Raw genomic sequence first — 16799 nt, 5'->3', positions numbered from 1 at the left:
CGCTCAACGTCGCCCGCTCCGCCTCATCGGCCGAGCGGGCGACGTTGAGCGTCACCGTGACCTCGACTTCAGGATGCAGCGCGATCGCCACGTTGGAGAGGCCGATGGTCTTGATCGGCTGGTTGAGCTCGATCTGGTTGCGGCTGACGGAGAAGCCCTCGGCGGTCAGCAGTTCGGCGATGTCGCGGGTCGACACCGAGCCGTAGAGCTGGCCGGTCTCGCCTGCCGAGCGCACGACGATGAAGCTCTTGCCGTCGAGCTTCTCGGCGATCTGCGCAGCCTCCGACTTGCGCTCGAGGTTGCGGGCTTCGAGCTGGGCGCGCTGGCCCTCGAACTTCTTCTTGTTGGCTTCGTTGGCGCGCAGCGCCTTGCCCTGCGGCAGCAGGAAGTTGCGGGCGAACCCATCCTTGACCTTGACGGTTTCGCCCATCTGGCCGAGGCGGGAAATGCGCTCGAGGAGAATGACTTCCATGGTTTCGTTCCTTTGGTTGGCGCCATCGCGGATGACGGCGGATTCTTTGGGAACAGGTCAGGAAGCAAATGGCGTCTTCGCCGGTGTCGCTGTCCTGCCTGTTTCGGCAGTTAGAGGTTTATGGCCTCAACTCGGGATTTGAGCCTGCCCGTCGCGGCGCCCGTCGCCGTGGGCCGAAGCGGGCGGCAAGCCGCCCGCATCAATAGCTTAGCGAACCACGTAGGGCAGCAGGCCGAGGAAGCGGGCGCGCTTGATCGCCTTGGCGAGCTCGCGCTGCTTCTTCTGGCTGACGGCGGTGATGCGCGACGGCACGATCTTGCCGCGCTCGGAAATGTAGCGCTGCAGCAGACGCACGTCCTTGTAGTCGATCTTCGGAGCGTTGGCGCCGGAGAACGGGCAGGTCTTGCGGCGGCGATGGAACGGACGCCGGGTCGGGATCTGGTTGATGTCGACCATTATTCTGCACCCCCTTCAACGTTTTCGCGCGGGCGGCGCGGACCACGGTCGCCGCCATCACGGTCGCCGAACGAGCGCGGGCCACGGTCGCCGCGGTCGCGGTCGCCGAACGAACGCGGGCCACGGTCGCCACGGTCGCGGTCGCCGAAGCCGCCGCGCTCGGAGCGCTCTTCGCGCTTCTGCATCATCGCCGAGGGGCCTTCCTCATGCGCCTCGACCTTGATGGTGAGGAAGCGCAGCACGTCTTCCGACAGGCCCATCTGGCGCTCCATTTCGTTGAGCGCGGCTGGCGGGCAGTTGATGTCCATCAGCGTGTAGTAAGCCTTCCGGTTCTTCTTGACCCGGTAGGTGAGGGACTTCAGTCCCCAGTTCTCGATCCGGCCGACCGATCCGCCATTGGCGGCGATGACGCCCTTGTACTGTTCGACAAGCGCATCAACCTGCTGCTGCGACAGGTCCTGCCGGGCAAGAAACACATGTTCGTAAAGAGCCATTATGTTTTTCTGCCTTTCTTCGTTTCTCTCACCGGCCCTCGCGGCTAAGCCTCTGCAACTTGTCTGACCCGGTCGCAAAGGCGCGCGGGGAAGAAAGGAGCATCACGAGACGGTCGAGAGCGGAGACACGGGAGGCCCAAAGCGCTTCTGGCTTCATGACGCGGCCCTCTAAGGCCACGGCCCTCCGTTCAGCCCCCAGCAAGGACCGGCAGATTGCCGGCGTCTATACAGCAATTCGTGAGGAAGGCAAGGGCGGCAGAGAGGGCCGGCGGCTCCGCAGTGTCGCAGGCCTGGCGGCGCTTGTGGGAATTGGCTGACCCGCCGGCCGCAGGTCAGCCATTTCGTCGGAAGGCGATCCACTCAACTCATATGCGCGACGAGCGGGACTACCGTCTCGGGGAAGAAGTCGGGCGCGACCCGGCGCTTGCCGAACATCATGTCGTACTGGATCAGCCGGAAATCGTTGATCTTCGGATCGATCTTCTTCTGCCGCGCCCAGTCGGGCGTCGCCTCGCCGGAGGGCGACAGCAAAAGGTTGCGGTCGACCACCCGGTAGTGCTCGCGCAGCGCGCCGAGGAAGCCGGTGTAATAGGGGTGGGTGATCCCGGCCGTAGTCAGGATATGATAGGGCAGGAAGGCGGGGCTCACCGAGCCCAGATTCTCGACCGGACCGGAGCGGTTCGACCAGATGATCAGCGGCGTGTCGTGATGCTCGAGCGCCGCCTCGGGCGTCGGCTCCTTGCGCGGCGCGACATTGTCCTTGAGGAAGCCGGTCTCGACATACACCGGGCCGAGCGGCGGCAAGTGGTCGCCGAAGAAGGCGATGATGGTCGGCCGCTCGCGCTTCTTCGCCCAGTCGATCAGGCGCTGCAGGCCGCGATCGGCGTCGGCCGAGCCTTCGGCGTAGGAGAGCAGCGATTCCCGCGCCCACGTGCTGATCGGCGCGTCGACGCTATGGGTCGGATTGTAATAGCGGTAGGGCTCGTAGGGCCCGTGGTTCTGCAGGCTGACCGCGAACAGGAATACCGGCTCTTGGCTGGCCTCGGCCTCGCGCATGATCTCGTCGGTCATAGCCGCGTCGGAGGCCAGCGGCCCGCGCTTTTCCATCGGCGGCAGCGTCTCTTCCGAGCGGAAGTCGCTGAAGCCGAAATCGGCGTAGACTGCGCCCCGATTCCAGAACCAGTTGGTGCCCGGGTGGATGGCGCGCGCCCTATAGCCTTCGCTCTTCAGGAAAGTCGCCAGCGACGGCGTCGGCGTGCGCACATATTGCTGATAGGGAATCGAGCCCGCCGGCAGGAAGGCGTTGGAGAAGCCGGTCAGCGCCTCGAACTCGATATTGGCGGTCATGCCGCCGAATTCCGGCGAGAACATCGAGCCTGAGCGCAGCGCGCGCACCGTCGGGATCGGATCGGGCTTGATGCTGACGCCGGGGAGCTCCGTCGGATCCCAGAAGGATTCGCTCATCACCACGATGATATCGGGCTTCTGGTCGGGCACCGAGGCGGCAACCCCGGGACGCGCGATCGCATCCATCGTCTTCTCGGAATAGCCGGGCGGGGCCGAGACATGCGCCATCGGCACGTTGAGCGCGAAGGCGAGCGCGAAGCCGTTGGAGGCATAGTTCTCCTTCTGGTCCCACATGATCGGGATGATCTGCAGCCTGTCGCGCGTCCACGAGAAGGTGGCGTAGTCCATGATCGAGACGAAGAAGGCGAGCAGCGGCACGGCAAGCGTCAAGCGCGCCAGCCGTCCCTTGCGGCTGAGGATCGGCACACGCCGGCGCCAGAGCCGCCAGCCATAGGCGAGCAGCGCGAGGCTGGCGACGATCGCCGCCGCAAGCAGCACGGCCGTCCAGGGGCGCTCGCGCACCAGAAGCGGCATCAGCGCCATGATCTGGTGGGCATAGAGGAAATCGGTCGGGTAGAGCGGATCGCCCAGATAGTGCGATTTCTGGTGACCGACAAAGGCCAATGCCAATGTCACCGGCGCGACGATCATCAGGCTTTGATGGCTGCGGCCGAGAATGGCGTCGAGCCCGATCAGCACCAGCGAAAAGACGATGATGGTGGTCCAGCCGGGCTTGAAGGGCTGCAGGAAGAAGTCGACGGTGCCGAAGAAGTCGCCGCGCACGATCCATTCGATGGCGAACACCAGAAGGGCGGAGGCAAGCAGCGTCGCCAGGCCGTAGCGGACAATCGGCCATCTGCGCCCCGGCAGATAGCCGGTGGACGGATCGTCTTCCAAAAATTGCGGCGCGGGTTTGGCCGCGCCTTTCCTGATCCTAGCCACTTTGCTTCCCCGGCCCATGTCACGCGTCTTCCACTCGCGTCACGCCACTGTCATCGAAATGTCACACAAAGCTAGCGCCTGTGGCGGAAATAAGAAGAGCCAGCAAACGATTCGTGAGCGGTTTTCATCAGGTGTGATCGCCAAAAAGCCTTTCAGAACAGGGAACTCGGCCGTTCTCCCGGCTGGAACAGCCGCTGAACTGGTGCTTGCGGGCTTGACTTGGCCGTCCGCCTTGCGCCAGAGGCAGGGAAAAACCAGCCGCTGGAGACGCTAACATGGCCGTCGCATTCACCTTTCCGGGACAGGGCAGCCAGGCCGTCGGCATGGGCAAGGACCTCGCCGATGCCTTTCCCGAGGCGCGCCGCGTCTTCGAGGAAGTCGATGAGGCGCTCGGCGAGAAACTGTCGAAGCTGATCTGGGAAGGGCCGGAAGAAACGCTGACGCTGACGGCCAATGCCCAGCCGGCGCTGATGGCGGTGTCGCTGGCGGCCGTAAGGGCGCTGGAATCGCGCGGTTTTTCGCTGAAGGACAAGGTGGCTTATGTCGCAGGCCATTCCCTCGGCGAATATTCGGCGCTTGCCGCAGCCGGCTTCGTTTCGGTGGCCGATGCCGCGCGACTGCTGCGCACCCGCGGCAACGCCATGCAGGCGGCGGTGCCGGCGGGCGAGGGCGCCATGGCTGCCATCATCGGGCTGGAGCAGGCTGATGTCGAAGCCGCCTGCGCCGAAGCGGCACAAGGCTCTGTCTGTCAGATCGCCAACGACAATGGCGGTGGCCAACTGGTGATTTCCGGCGCCAAGGCGGCCGTCGAACTGGCGGCGAAGCTCTGCGCGGAAAAGGGTGCCAAGCGGGCGCTGATGCTGCAGGTCTCGGCACCTTTTCACTCGGCATTGATGACGCCAGCCGCCGATATCATGCGCGAGGCGCTGGGCGGGGTCGCGAAAAGCGCGCCGGTGGTTCCCATCGTCTCAAATGTTTCGGTCACGCCGACCAGCGACCCGGATGAGATTGCCCGCCGCTTGGTCGAGCAGGTCGTCGCCCGCGTGCGCTGGCGCGAGACGGTGGAATGGTTCGGCGCCAAAGGTGTCGCGACGCTTTACGAGGTTGGCGCCGGCAAGGTGCTGTCAGGCTTGGCGCGACGCATCAACCGCGATATCGCGACCGGCGCCATCGGCGCGGCCGCGGAAGTCGAGGCGGCGCTGGCAACTTTAGGATAAACGGGAAACTCTTGCTGGCAGGTGCGGCATTCCTACTTCCATCCGTCTTTCTCCCGAAGTCGAGCATCGCCTCGACGATCTCGTGGCGATGACTGATCGAAGCAAAGCCGAATACCTGCGTGACTTCGTTGAACGTGGACTCGAAGATCTCGAGGACTATTACTGGGCTGCGGAAGTGCTGGAGCGGATCGAGGCTTGGTGAAGAATCGGTCGTGAGCGCCGAGAACTTCTGATATGGCCTGGACAACATGACAAAATGCGGAACGAGGGTCGCTCGCGGGGCGTCCGGAAGAATGAGGTTGAAGCAATGTTCGAACTGACCGGCCGTAAGGCGCTCGTCACCGGCGCATCGGGAGGCATCGGCGAGGCGATCGCCAGGGTGCTGCACAGCCAGGGCGCGATCGTCGGCCTGCACGGCACCCGCGTCGAGAAGCTGGAAACGCTGGCCGACGAGCTCGGCGACCGCGTAAAGCTCTTCCCGGCGGATCTGACCAACCGCGACGCGGTCAAGGCGCTCGGCCAGAAGGCGGAGGCCGATCTCGAAGGCGTCGACATCCTGGTCAACAATGCCGGCATCACCAAGGACGGCCTGTTCGTGCGCATGTCGGACGCCGACTGGGATTCCGTGCTCGAGGTGAACCTGACCGCCGTGTTCCGGCTCACTCGTGAACTCACCCATCCGATGATGCGCCGCCGCCATGGCCGCATCATCAACATCACCTCGGTGGTCGGCGTCACCGGCAATCCCGGCCAGACCAATTACTGCGCCTCCAAGGCCGGCATGATCGGCTTTTCCAAGTCGCTGGCGCAGGAGATCGCCACCCGCAACATCACCGTCAACTGCGTCGCCCCAGGTTTCATCGAATCGGCCATGACCGACAAGCTCAACGACAAGCAGAAAGAAACCATCATGGCGGCGATTCCCACCCGGCGCATGGGCACCAGCGCCGAGGTTGCCTCGGCCGTCGCCTATTTCGCGTCCAATGAGGCGGCTTATGTCACCGGCCAGACCATCCACGTGAATGGCGGCATGGCGATGATCTAGGGTATTTGAGATTCAGGTGATGCCGGCCTGCAAACGGCGGCTTCCTGCGCTTCCGCTCCGGCCCTCGAAAGCCGCCATTTTCGGCTCGGCTTGAGCTGAATCTCACACACCTGGGCGACCGAGCCCCGGGCGCCTGTGAAAACAGCCATTTCGGCTTGGACGCCCGCTGTTTTTCGTGTAATGCGGCCGGCAACCCGGCGGTTCGGGCAAAAACCGGTCCTGTGGCGTTGCGTTTCCCACAAGACCATCTTTCAGCTTGATTAGCGGCATTCCGCCCGCTAACGAAGACAACACAACGTAAGACGAGGCCCCAAATGAGTGACACCGCAGAGCGCGTCAAGAAGATCGTCATCGAGCATCTCGGCGTCGATGCCGACAAAGTGACGGAGCAGGCGAGCTTCATCGACGATCTGGGCGCGGACAGCCTCGATACGGTCGAACTCGTGATGGCGTTCGAAGAAGAGTTCGGCGTCGAGATTCCAGACGACGCCGCCGAGACCATCCTGACTGTCGGCGATGCCGTGAAGTATATCGATAAGGCCTCGGCCTGAGGCTTTCCGCGGGTATCGCCGGGGAGGACCTGCGATGAGGCGAGTCGTCGTCACGGGCCTTGGCCTGCTTTCGCCGTTCGGCATGGGTGTCGAACACAGCTGGAAGGAACTGCTTTCCGGCCGCAGCGCCGCCTGCCGCATCACCGAATTCGAGGTGGACGACCTTGCCTGCAAGATCGCCCACGTCATTCCGCGCGGCGACGGCTCGAACGGCACCTTCAATCCCGAGGCCGTGCTCGAGCCGAAGGAACTGCGCAAGATCGGCGACTTCATCCTCTACGGAATCGCGGCGGCCGACGAGGCGCTGGCCGATTCCGGCTGGAAGCCCGAGACGCATGAGGACCAGTGCGCCACCGGCGTGCTGATCGGTTCGGGCATCGGCGGCATCGACGGCATCGCCGAGAACGCGATGATCCTGAAGGAGCGCGGCCCGCGCCGCATCAGCCCGTTCTTCATCCCCGGACAGATCATCAACCTGGTCTCCGGCCAGGTTTCCATCCGGCACGGGCTGAAAGGCCCGAACCATGCTGTCGTAACCGCCTGCTCGACGGGCGCGCACGCCATCGGCGATGCCGCGCGGCTGATTATCTGGGGCGATGCCGACGTCATGGTGGCCGGCGGCGCCGAAGCGCCGATCACCCGGCTTTCGATGGCAGGTTTCGCCGCGTGCCGCGCGCTCTCCACCGAGCGCAACGATGCGCCCGAGATCGCTTCGCGCCCCTATGACCGCGACCGCGACGGCTTCGTCATGGGCGAGGGCGCCGGCGTCGTCGTCCTGGAGGAGCTCGAGCACGCCAAGGCGCGCGGCGCCAAGATCTATGCCGAGGTCACCGGCTACGGCCTGACCGGCGATGCCTATCACATCACCGCCCCGGCCGAGGACGGCGACGGCGCCTTCCGCTGCATGGCGGCGGCGCTGAATCGGGCGAAGCTCTCGCCCGCCGACATCGACTACATCAATGCGCACGGCACCTCGACCATGGCCGACACGATCGAACTCGGCGCCGTGGAGCGGCTGGTCGGCAATGCCGCTTCCAAGATCTCGATGTCGTCCACCAAGTCGTCGATCGGTCATCTGCTGGGCGCTGCGGGCGCCGCGGAAGCGATCTTCTCGATCCTCGCAATCCGCGACAACATTGCCCCCGCCACCATCAACCTCGACAATCCGGAACGCGAGACGGCGATCGATCTCGTGCCGAACAAGCCGCGCCAGCGCCAGATCGATGTGGCGCTGTCGAACTCCTTCGGCTTCGGCGGCACCAACGCCTCGCTCGTCTTCCAACGTTACGATGGCTGAACATTCAGCCTACCGGCAGGTCCGCCGCCTGCCGTCATTTTTGCCAAATTTGCCCCTACACTTCGGCTAGGGGATTCGTTGCAAGATCAGACGGTAGGGCGCCATGAATACAAATCCGGGCGGCGGTGGAGAATTCGGACAGCGTCAGGCGCAAGGACCGATCGTGCCCAAGACAGCCGCCGAGGCGCTGCGCCCCGAGGCTGGCACGCCGCCGCCGTCGAAACGCTCGCGCGCGTCGCGCAGCCAGGTCGTCGTATTCCTGAATTTCTTCCTTTCGTTGGTCATCCTGGTCGTGCTTGCCTCGGGTGCCGCACTCTATTTCGGCATGCAGGCCTTCATTGAGCCGGGTCCGTCGGCCAATGGCGACACCTTCATGGTCAAGCCGAACACCGGCGTTCAGGAGATCGCCGACCAGCTGGAGCGGCGCGGCCTGGTCAGCGATGCGCGCATCTTCAGGCTGGGGGTGCGTGCCACAGGCAACGATTCCGCGCTGAAGGCCGGCGAATACGCCATCAAGCCGCGCGCCTCGATGCGCGACATCATGGAGCTGTTCAAGAGCGGCAAGTCGGTGATGTATTCGCTGACCATCCCAGAGGGGCTGACGGTTGAGCAGGCGCTGCAGCGCGTGGCCGAGCAGGAGGCGCTGACCGGCGACATGCCGGCGGCCATGCCGCCCGAGGGCAGCATCGCGACCGACACGCTGCGCTTCACGCGCGGCGCCACCCGGCAGCAGATGGTCGAAAAGCTGGTCGCCGACCAAAAGAAGCTGGTCGAGGACGTCTGGGCGCATCGCGCGCCCGACCTGCCGATCGCCAATATGGAGGACTTCGTCATCCTGGCCTCGATCGTCGAGAAGGAGACGGGCAGGGGCGACGAGCGCTCGCGCGTGGCCGCGGTCTTCCTCAACCGGCTCGCCAAGGGCATGCGGCTGCAGTCGGATCCGACCATCATCTACGGCCTGTTCGGCGGCAAGGGCAAACCGGCCGACAGGCCGATCTATCAGTCCGACATCGAGAAGCAGACGCCGTATAACACCTATCTGATCAAGGGCCTGCCGCCGACGCCGATCGCCAACCCGGGCCGCGCCGCACTCGAGGCGGTGGCCAATCCGTCGAAGACCGACGACCTTTATTTCGTCGCCGACGGCAATGGCGGCCATGTCTTTGCCGCGACGTTGGAAGAGCACAACCAGAACGTCGCCCGCTATCGGGCGGTGCAGAAGAAGCAGGCCGATACGGCGGCCAAGGCCTCCGGCCAGACGACGGCGCCGGCCACTCCCGACGACGGTGCCAGTGCAGGCGCCAGCGGCGAGAATGGCGACGCGGCCCAGTAGGCCGCGGTGATTGCCGGATCTGGCCCGCCTCCTTTGACGCCGGGCCGTATTCATGTTTTGAGGGGACATCCGACGCTGGCCAGAGGTCCGGCGTCTTGCTAGGGGCGCATGCTCGGGCAATCGCGCCGGGCCTGCGTCAAGGGGTGACACGCATCATGAACGTGCAGAGCATGACCGGTTTCGCGCGAGCCGTCGCTGAGCTCGACGGCACGTCGATCGCCTGGGAAGTCAAATCGGTCAACGGCAAGAGCGTCGAGGTCAGGCTGAGGCTGCCGCAGGGTTTCGACCGGCTGGAGCCCGCTGTAAGGCAGACCGTGCAGAAGCGCTTCGCGCGCGGCAATTTCCAGGCAACGCTGACTGTCGCGCGCGCCGCCGCCCAGCAGGCGCAGCCGGTGGTCAACGAGGCGTTCCTGAAGGACCTGGCGGGACTGGCCAAGCGCCTCCAGGAGCAGTTCGGCACCGCGCCGGCGACGGCTGACGGTCTGCTGGCGCTGCGCGGCGTGCTCGACATCCTGGAGACGGTCGAGACCGAGGAGGAGCGCGCCGCCCTCGACGCGACGATCCTGTCGGCGCTGGACATGGCGCTGGCCGGATTGGAGCAGGCAAGGCAGAGCGAAGGTGCCGCGCTGCGCAAGTTGTTGTCCGGCCATATCGACGCCATCGAGGCGCTGACGCTGAAGGCCGAGGCCGACCCGTCGCGCGAGCCGGCGGCGATCCGCGAGCGCATCACCGAACAGGTCCGCCTGCTGATGGATGCGTCGGCCAATCTCGACGCGGTCCGTCTGCATCAGGAAGCGGCCTTCCTCGCCACCAAGGCCGATATCCGCGAGGAGATCGACCGGCTGAAGACGCATGTCGCATCAGGCCGCGCGCTGCTTTCCAGCGGCGGCGCCGTCGGCCGCAAGCTCGATTTTCTGGCGCAGGAATTCAATCGCGAATCGAATACCTTGTGTTCCAAGTCGAATGCCGCCGCGGTCACCGCGATCGGGCTGGAGCTCAAGGCGGTGGTCGACCAGTTTCGCGAGCAGGTTCAGAATCTGGAGTGACGGGGATGGTTGCCAAGGAGCCTACGGCCTCCAGGGATCTGGGGTCCCGCATCCGCCGCCGCGGGCTGATGCTGGTGCTGTCGTCGCCGTCGGGCGCCGGCAAGTCGACGATTGCGCGCAATCTTCTGGAAAGCGATTCGAGCCTGGAGCTGTCGGTCTCCGTCACCACCAGGCCGCGTCGCGGCTCGGAGATCGAGGGCGTCCATTATCTTTTCCGCACCATGCGCGAGTTCGAACGGCTGCGCGATTCCGACGCGCTGCTCGAATGGGCCGAGGTGCACGGCAATTTCTATGCGACGCCGCGCGAGCCGGCCGAGGCAGCACTTGCCGAAGGCCGCGACATGCTGTTCGACATCGACTGGCAGGGCGCCCAGCAGCTCAAGGAGAAGATGCGCGCCGACATTGTCTCGATCTTCATCCTGCCGCCTTCGATGAAGGAGTTGAAGGCGCGCCTGAAGCGCCGCGCCGAGGACCAGGAGCAGGTCATCGAGACCAGGCTGAAGAATGCCCGCGTCGAGATCGAGCACTGGAAGGAATATGACTTCGTCATCGTCAACGACGATCTCGACCGCGCCTTTGCCGAGGTGCGTGCAATCGTTACAGCCGAGCGCCTGCGCCGCGACCGTCGGCCGGGCCTGTTCGATTTCATCTCGGGCTTGCTGGACGAGAAGACGGAGTGAGAGGCAGTGCCTCCCCTTCTCCCACAAGGGGAGAAGAAGGCCGGCGGGCTACAGCGCGTTCGTCAACCTTACGAACTCTTCCACACTCAGCGTCTCGGCCCGGCGCGTCGGGTCGATGCCGGCGCGGGTGAGCAGGGCCTCTCCGCCCAAGCTCTTCACGCTTTGCCGCAGCATCTTGCGGCGCTGGCCGAAGGCGGCTTCGGTGATGCGGCCCAGCCTCTTGCCGTCGGTGGGCAGGGGAGATGGACGCGGCACCAGATGCACCACCGAGGACGTGACCTTCGGCGGCGGAGTGAAAGCCTGCGGCGGCACGTCGAAGGCGATCTTTGCCTCGGTGCGCCAGCCGGCAAGCACGCCGAGCCGGCCATAGGCGTCGCTGCCCGGGCTTGCTGTGATGCGCTCGGCCACCTCGCGCTGGAACATCAGCGTCATCGATTGATAGAAGGGCGGCCAATCGGCCGTTGTCAGCCAGCGGATCAGAAGCTCCGTACCGATGTTGTAGGGCAGGTTGGCGGCGATCTTCACCGGGCCGCCGCCCGCCGTGCCGGCAAGCGCGGCAAAATCCGTCTTCAGCGCATCGCCGGGAATGACCTCGAGCCGGCCGGGATAATGGCCGGAAACCTCCGCCAACGCTTCCAGACAGCGCTCGTCGCGCTCGACGGCGATCACGCGTTTGACGCCGTTGAAGAGCAGCGCCCGCGTCAGCCCGCCGGGGCCGGGCCCGACCTCGATCACGGTCGTCTCGCTGAGGTCGCCGGCCGCGCGCGCGATCTTGCTCGTCAGATTGAGGTCGAGCAGGAAGTTCTGGCCGAGCGCTTTCTTCGCCTGCAAACCGTGGCGCTCGATCACCTCGCGCAGTGGCGGCAATCCGTCGGTGGTCGTGCGCCCCCCGCTCAAATCGAGCCTCATGCCGCCGCAGTCCGGCGGCCGCTGTCGGCGAGGCGGCGCGCCAGCCTCAGCGCCGCGATCAGGCTATCGGCGCGTGCAATGCCCCTGCCGGCGATGTCGAACGCCGTGCCGTGGTCCGGCGAGGTGCGGATGAAGGGCAGGCCGAGCGTCACATTGACGGCCTCGTCGAAGCCCAGCGTCTTGGCTGGGATCAGCGCCTGGTCGTGATACATGCAAAGGGCTGCGTCATAGCCGGCGCGTGCCTGCGGATGGAACATCGTGTCGGCCGGCAGCGGCCCGACGGCGTCGATGCCCTCGGCCTGAAGCGCCTCGACCGCAGGCAGGACGATCGACAGATCCTCCGCGCCCATCGCGCCGCCTTCGCCGGCATGCGGATTGAGCCCGGCGATGGCGAGCCTGGGCCGCGCGATGCCGAAGCGGCTCTCGAGGTCGGCCGCGGTGATACGTCCTGTGGCCACGATCAGCTCGCTCGTCAGAACCTTCGGCACCTCGGCAAGCGCGATGTGGATGGTGACCGGAACGGTGCGCAATTCGGGCCCGGCAAGCAGCATCACCGGCGTCACCTCGGCGCCGGTGTGGCGCGAGGCCAGATGCGCCAGGTATTCGGTGTGGCCGGGAAAGCGAAAGCCGGCGTCGTAGAGCGGCTTCTTGGCGATGGGACAGGTGACCACCGCGGCGGCGCGGCCGGCGAGGCAGTCGGCGACGGCGCGGTCGATCGCTTCGATGGTGCCCGCGGCATTGGCCGAATTCGGCTTTCCGGGACTGTCCAGATGCCGGGCGTAGAGTGGCACGACAGGCAATGCGCGGGGAAAGTGATGCGCCGCTTGCCCCGGCAGGGTCTCCATGATCGCCACGTTGGCCCCGATCTCGCGCGCCCGCGCCTTGATCAGGGCAGGATCGGCGAGCAGGTAGAAGGGCGGCACGCCGGCGCTGTCGCCCGCCTGCCAGGCGGTGATGGCGATCTCGGGCCCGATGCCGGATGGATCGCCGACGCTGAGCGCCAGCGGCGCGTCGGTCCCACTTGCGCTCATGGCGTCACGTGGGGCGCCATATCTGCTTCGAAGCAGGGCGGGTGGCTCGAGCCTTGTTCTGTCATGCGCCGCAACGGCCTATCGCTCGACGATGGTGGCCTTCTTGCGCAGTTCCTCGACATATTTCTTGCTGAGCTCGTCGGCGTCCTTGTCGTTGCTGCCGCCTTCGGCCTGGAACACCATCTGGGCGGCCTTGTCGTCGGAAACCTCGCGCGAGGAACAGATACCGATGAACTCGACGCCGCGTTCGGTCTCGCGCGTCGGCGTCGCCCCTCCGACCTTGGTCGCCTTGATCTGCTCGGCCCAGTCCGACGGCAATTGCGGCGCCAGCACGCGGCCGAGATCGCGCACCGTGACGTCGATCAGCCCTTTGGCGAATTCGCGCGTGGTGTTGCAGCCGTTGAAGCGGGCACGCATGGCGTCGGCCTCGCGCTTGCGCTTGGCAAGCGTGGCCGAGCGCTCGGAAGCGGGCACCACGAAGATGACCTGCTGCAGCATATATTCCGTGGCGCTCGGCTTGGAGCCGCCCTTGTCGAGCATGCGGCGGACCGCATCCTGCTCAGTCACCGAGCCACCCTCGCCGGAGCGGTAGCGCGCGCCAAGCGCCTGGTTCCAGGCCATCTGCGCGCGGATGAACTCCTTGAAATGCTCCTTCGTGACGCCCGACTGCGCCATGACGGCGTCGAGCTTCGCGAGCGGCATCTTGTTGTTGGAGGCAAAACGCTGATAGGCGGCGTCGACCTGCTGGTCGGTGATGCGGATGCCGAGCCGCTTGGCCTCGGCAAGCCGCAGCGTCTGGTCGATCATTTCCTTGGCCGCGTCGCCCTTCTTGCGCTGCAGCCTGAAGAATGCGGCGCGATGGGCGATGTCGCCGGTGGTGATCGGTATGTTGTTGACGACATATTTGATCTGGCTGGCGAATGCCGGCGGCGTCATTGCCGCGATCGAAACCGAGGTCGCCGCCACCAGCAGCGCGAATCCTGCCGAAAACAGGTATTTCCTCATCTCACCTTCCCAATTCCTATCCGCCACGACGGCGCCGCACGTCCTCCGAACGCATGCGCTATGTGGTCGACCCCATGCCCGTCCTATGCGGCGAAACAATGTCGCCGGCGCATGCCCCCGAGAATCGGCCCACTTTCGAAGGATCACGCGCCAAACCAAGCTTCACGCCAGCGGCGGCGCACGCCGTGACCGGCGCTGCCTCCGCTTACTGGATCGTGTCGACGCCGCTGGTCGACGAGCCGAAATCGCCGAGCGTGCGGAACGACAGGTTGAAGCCGATATTCTGCGACACCTCCTTGGTGACCGTATCGCGCGTCTGCGAGAACGTCATCACATAGGTGAAGCAGGAATCGTTATAGGCGAAGCCGACGCCGTCCTTAACCAGGACGCTTGTCTCCAGATCGTAGGTGCCGGTGCCGAAGACCCGCCAGCTCTCGGCCAGGTGCGTAGAGGCTCCGAGCGTGACCTCGTGGCGGTCCGTGGCGAAGCCGTAGAGCGGCTGCGCCTGGATGAAGGCATATTTGGCGCTGAGCGAAACCGGCAGGCCGGAATAGGCCGCCTTGATCTCCGCGCGCCTGACCTCGAATGTCTGCTCGTCGAACCGGCCGCTGAGCGAGCCGGAGAAGCCGCTCGGGCTGTTGAAGCCGATGAGGCCGACATAGTCGGACTTGGCGGTCTGCAGGCCCGAATAGGCGCCGACATTGACGAGGTCCGGCGCGTCGAAGGAGTTCTCGCCGCCCAGTTGGTAGGATTGGCCGAAGATGGCGTTGGTGCCCCAGCCGTTTCCATAGGCGCCGGAGTAGCGGAAGCCGACATTGGCGCGCGTGCCGCCTTCGATGCGATCGTAGCCGGAGAACTTGTCGCGCTCGAACAGAGTCGTGGCGTCGAAGACGAAGCTCTGCGCGTCCTCGTTCGGAATGGCCAGCCCGCCGACATATTGCTCGTTCGGGCGCACGAAGATCTGCGCTGTCGGTTCCAGGACATGACTGGAGTTCGACATCGAGAACAGGAGAGGCCAGCGCATCTCCAGGCCGAGCGTGGCCATGTAGCGGGCGAGCGAGGAGCGCATATCGACATCCTCGCCGAGATTCGCCGCCATCTGGTTGACCGCCGCCAGCGATTCGGATGTGGTCGACACATAGCCGGCGTCGCCACGGAAGGCGAGCAGCGGCGTCAGCTGCAGTCCGTCATCGGTGGTGAAGGTGCGCTTCCATTCGGCCTCCGCCGTCAGCCGGCTGGACTGGCCCTCGAGGCCGCGCACGTTGTTGATGGAAGTGTCGTCGAGCGGATTGGCCAGCACCGCGTCCAGCCGGTCGCGGCTGATGACGCGCGCATTGACGTTGAGCGACAACTGCCCGCCCGCCACCGACATGTCGGGGATATAGGCGTAGTCGAACGACGGCAGCACCCAGGGCTGCTTGGCGGAGCGCGCCGTCGGGTCGCTGGACAGCGTGTCTTCCTGCACCTCGAATCGCATTGCCCTGACATCGAAATAATTACGGTCGCTCAGGCCCGTCAGATAGATCGACGACTGGTGGACGAGGTCGTTGTAGCCGTCGATATTATAGGTGCGCGAAAAATTCTTGTCGGTCTGTAGCAGCACGTCCCAGCCGAAGTTCCAGCGCTCGTTGATCGCGAACTGGCCCTTGGTGCCCATCATGCCGCGGAACTTGTTGGGATCGTTTTGCTCTCCCGAATCGACGGTAAAGCGATTGCCCGTGCCGATGAAGGCGTCCGGATCCTGCTGATTGATGCCGGCGATTTTCAGGCTGTATTCGCCGTTGTTGAAGCGCTGCCGCCATTCGGCCTCGCCGAGGAAGCCCTGCTTGGTGTAGCCGCTGCCGGTGACGGTCAGGTCATAGGTCGGCGAGAGCGCGAAATAGTAGGGTACTTTGAGGCCGACGCCGAGGTTGTTGTTGTAGACGATGCCGGGGATCAGGAAGCCGCTCTTGCGCTTGACCGTCGGGTCGGCGATCTCGAAGGCTGGCAAATAGGCAAGCGGATAGCCGAAGAACTCGAAATTCGCATTCTCGAACCGAACCGTCTTCTTCTCGCCGTTCCAGATGATCTTCCTCGCCTTGACGCGCCATGTCGGTGCCGAGTCGGGCTTGTCCTCGCAAGGCTCGCAAGCGGTGTAGATGCCGTTGTGGAATGTCGTCAGCACGCCGCCCATGCGTTCGGCGCTTTCGGCGGCGAAATAGGCCTTCTCGACCGTCTCGACGCGCAGCGCGTTGACGAAGCCGTCGGCGAAATCGTCGGTGATGTCGATATGCTCGGAATTGATCTTGGTGCCGTCGCTGTTGATGAGCTCGACGGCGCCGCTGGCGACGAGGCGCTTGGTATCGCGGTTGTACACCACTCGCTGGGCGACGAGCTTGTTGCCGCCATAGTCGATCTGCACGCCGCCGACGGCCGTCACCGTGTGCTTGTCGTTGTCATAGACGAGCGTATCGGCGGCCAGCAGCATCTGTGTGCCGGAGGGAACAGGCTTCGCCGTGATGGTCTGCGCCAGCGCCGGCACCGTCGGTACCACGCAAGCGAACAAACATGCCAAGGCTGTCGCCCCATAAAGGCGTGCCAGGCCGGCCTGCCTATGGCTGCGCAAACCAGCCTCCCTCACTAGCCGTCTTCCTTGTATAGCAGAAAAGTCACCCCGAAGAACATAGCCACGACAACCGGAACCCATGCAGCCACCATTGTAGGCACGAATCCGGCGACCCCGAATGCCTTGACCAGTACCGAAACGACATAAAGCAGAAAGCCGGCCAGGACGCCACCCAGAATCATCGTCGCCGACTGCCCCATCCGCGCAAATCGCATTGAAACTGTTGCCGCAATCAGCGTCATGGCGACGAGGAGGAACGGCAGCGCCACCAGCGAATCAAACTGCATGGCGAAGGCATTTGCCTTGAGGCCGAAGGAGCGGGCAACCTCGATCTTTGCCGGCAGATCGTAGAACGGGATGGTTTCCGGG

General features: G+C 64.9%; 17 protein-coding genes. 8 read left to right on the top strand and 9 right to left on the bottom strand.

What is annotated here, in order from left to right; genetic code table 11:
* The 4 genes from rplI to EOA75_RS14170 all read right to left on the bottom strand — a co-directional run.
* Positions 1 to 472 (bottom strand): 50S ribosomal protein L9 (rplI, locus tag EOA75_RS14185; RefSeq protein ID WP_127324483.1); only part of this gene is annotated, 472 nt, incomplete at its 3' end.
* Between the two features lie 207 nt (positions 473 to 679).
* Positions 680 to 928 carry a 30S ribosomal protein S18 gene (gene rpsR / locus EOA75_RS14180; protein ID WP_006203718.1) on the bottom strand — a complete coding sequence of 83 codons (249 nt, stop codon included), beginning with the start codon at positions 926 to 928 and terminating at the stop codon, positions 680 to 682.
* The gene (rpsF, locus tag EOA75_RS14175) at positions 928 to 1422 is read right to left on the bottom strand and encodes a 30S ribosomal protein S6 (RefSeq protein ID WP_066995640.1); all 495 of its coding nucleotides are present in this window, start codon (positions 1420 to 1422) and stop codon (positions 928 to 930) included. Before rpsF ends, rpsR begins: the two co-directional genes overlap by 1 nt.
* A 360-nt stretch (positions 1423 to 1782) precedes the next feature.
* Positions 1783 to 3729: an LTA synthase family protein gene (locus EOA75_RS14170; RefSeq protein WP_127324482.1), complete on the bottom strand. Its 1947-nt coding sequence runs from the start codon at positions 3727 to 3729 to the stop codon at positions 1783 to 1785.
* A 257-nt stretch (positions 3730 to 3986) separates the two neighbouring features.
* On the opposite strand from EOA75_RS14170, the gene fabD reads away from it, so the two are divergent.
* The 8 genes from fabD to gmk all read left to right on the top strand — a co-directional run bounded on the left by fabD (position 3987) and on the right by gmk (position 10880).
* Positions 3987 to 4928 (top strand): ACP S-malonyltransferase, encoded by a 942-nt coding sequence (gene fabD / locus EOA75_RS14165; protein WP_127246212.1) that lies wholly within the window; start codon positions 3987 to 3989, stop codon positions 4926 to 4928.
* Positions 4929 to 5010: 82 nt separating this feature from the next.
* A complete protein-coding gene (locus EOA75_RS35765) occupies positions 5011 to 5130 on the top strand; it encodes a hypothetical protein (RefSeq protein WP_292083607.1) in 120 nt (39 codons plus the stop codon).
* Between the two features lie 105 nt (positions 5131 to 5235).
* Positions 5236 to 5973: a 3-oxoacyl-[acyl-carrier-protein] reductase gene (gene fabG / locus EOA75_RS14155; protein ID WP_127324481.1), complete on the top strand. Its 738-nt coding sequence runs from the start codon at positions 5236 to 5238 to the stop codon at positions 5971 to 5973.
* Between the two features lie 314 nt (positions 5974 to 6287).
* Entirely contained in the window at positions 6288 to 6524 is a 237-nt protein-coding gene (locus EOA75_RS14150) for an acyl carrier protein (protein WP_006203723.1), read from the top strand.
* Positions 6525 to 6558: 34 nt separating this feature from the next.
* Positions 6559 to 7821 (top strand): beta-ketoacyl-ACP synthase II, encoded by a 1263-nt coding sequence (gene fabF, locus EOA75_RS14145; RefSeq protein WP_067330280.1) that lies wholly within the window; start codon positions 6559 to 6561, stop codon positions 7819 to 7821.
* Positions 7822 to 7924: 103 nt separating this feature from the next.
* Positions 7925 to 9154 (top strand): endolytic transglycosylase MltG, encoded by a 1230-nt coding sequence (mltG, locus tag EOA75_RS14140; protein ID WP_095800079.1) that lies wholly within the window; start codon positions 7925 to 7927, stop codon positions 9152 to 9154.
* Positions 9155 to 9309: 155 nt separating this feature from the next.
* Positions 9310 to 10200, top strand: coding sequence for a YicC/YloC family endoribonuclease (locus EOA75_RS14135; protein ID WP_127242093.1), 891 nt, complete (start codon positions 9310 to 9312; stop codon positions 10198 to 10200).
* Positions 10201 to 10205: 5 nt separating this feature from the next.
* Positions 10206 to 10880, top strand: a complete 675-nt coding sequence (gene gmk / locus EOA75_RS14130; protein ID WP_127216280.1) for a guanylate kinase — start codon at positions 10206 to 10208, stop codon at positions 10878 to 10880.
* 48 nt (positions 10881 to 10928) lie between these two features.
* Here gmk and rsmA read toward each other — a convergent pair whose 3' ends face one another.
* The 5 genes from rsmA to EOA75_RS14105 form a co-directional block, all read right to left on the bottom strand.
* Positions 10929 to 11789, bottom strand: a complete 861-nt coding sequence (rsmA, locus tag EOA75_RS14125; RefSeq protein WP_127324480.1) for a 16S rRNA (adenine(1518)-N(6)/adenine(1519)-N(6))-dimethyltransferase RsmA — start codon at positions 11787 to 11789, stop codon at positions 10929 to 10931.
* Complete coding sequence (gene pdxA / locus EOA75_RS14120) at positions 11786 to 12820, bottom strand: 4-hydroxythreonine-4-phosphate dehydrogenase PdxA (protein WP_127324479.1); 1035 nt, start codon at positions 12818 to 12820, stop codon at positions 11786 to 11788. The genes rsmA and pdxA overlap by 4 nt, the downstream gene beginning before the upstream one ends.
* Before the next feature lie 78 nt (positions 12821 to 12898).
* On the bottom strand, positions 12899 to 13825 hold the full coding sequence (locus EOA75_RS14115; protein ID WP_127324478.1) for a peptidylprolyl isomerase: 927 nt from the start codon (positions 13823 to 13825) through the stop codon (positions 12899 to 12901).
* Positions 13826 to 14030: 205 nt separating this feature from the next.
* Positions 14031 to 16445, bottom strand: coding sequence for an LPS-assembly protein LptD (locus tag EOA75_RS14110; RefSeq protein ID WP_164747381.1), 2415 nt, complete (start codon positions 16443 to 16445; stop codon positions 14031 to 14033).
* A partial coding sequence (locus tag EOA75_RS14105) for an LptF/LptG family permease (protein ID WP_127324476.1) occupies positions 16445 to 16799 on the bottom strand: 355 nt, incomplete at its 5' end. The genes EOA75_RS14105 and EOA75_RS14110, both read right to left, overlap by 1 nt.

Origin of the sequence: Mesorhizobium sp. M1A.F.Ca.IN.022.07.1.1 (assembly GCF_003997575.1) — a bacterium.
Classification (GTDB): domain Bacteria; phylum Pseudomonadota; class Alphaproteobacteria; order Rhizobiales; family Rhizobiaceae; genus Mesorhizobium.
Note: the sequence above shows the minus strand (reverse complement) of the source record. Positions and strands in the feature narration are given on the sequence as shown.

What these genes read in the sequence shown, in the direction of transcription:
- rpsR (WP_006203718.1), bottom strand. Translation starts at nt 928, where the DNA reads ATGGTCGACATCAACCAGATCCCGACCCGGCGTCCGTTCCATCGCCGC.
- rpsF (WP_066995640.1), bottom strand. Translation starts at nt 1,422, where the DNA reads ATGGCTCTTTACGAACATGTGTTTCTTGCCCGGCAGGACCTGTCGCAG.
- EOA75_RS14170 (WP_127324482.1), bottom strand. Translation starts at nt 3,729, where the DNA reads ATGGGCCGGGGAAGCAAAGTGGCTAGGATCAGGAAAGGCGCGGCCAAA.
- fabD (WP_127246212.1), top strand. Translation starts at nt 3,987, where the DNA reads ATGGCCGTCGCATTCACCTTTCCGGGACAGGGCAGCCAGGCCGTCGGC.
- fabG (WP_127324481.1), top strand. Translation starts at nt 5,236, where the DNA reads ATGTTCGAACTGACCGGCCGTAAGGCGCTCGTCACCGGCGCATCGGGA.
- EOA75_RS14150 (WP_006203723.1), top strand. Translation starts at nt 6,288, where the DNA reads ATGAGTGACACCGCAGAGCGCGTCAAGAAGATCGTCATCGAGCATCTC.
- fabF (WP_067330280.1), top strand. Translation starts at nt 6,559, where the DNA reads ATGAGGCGAGTCGTCGTCACGGGCCTTGGCCTGCTTTCGCCGTTCGGC.
- mltG (WP_095800079.1), top strand. Translation starts at nt 7,925, where the DNA reads ATGAATACAAATCCGGGCGGCGGTGGAGAATTCGGACAGCGTCAGGCG.
- EOA75_RS14135 (WP_127242093.1), top strand. Translation starts at nt 9,310, where the DNA reads ATGAACGTGCAGAGCATGACCGGTTTCGCGCGAGCCGTCGCTGAGCTC.
- gmk (WP_127216280.1), top strand. Translation starts at nt 10,206, where the DNA reads ATGGTTGCCAAGGAGCCTACGGCCTCCAGGGATCTGGGGTCCCGCATC.
- rsmA (WP_127324480.1), bottom strand. Translation starts at nt 11,789, where the DNA reads ATGAGGCTCGATTTGAGCGGGGGGCGCACGACCACCGACGGATTGCCG.
- pdxA (WP_127324479.1), bottom strand. Translation starts at nt 12,820, where the DNA reads ATGAGCGCAAGTGGGACCGACGCGCCGCTGGCGCTCAGCGTCGGCGAT.
- EOA75_RS14115 (WP_127324478.1), bottom strand. Translation starts at nt 13,825, where the DNA reads ATGAGGAAATACCTGTTTTCGGCAGGATTCGCGCTGCTGGTGGCGGCG.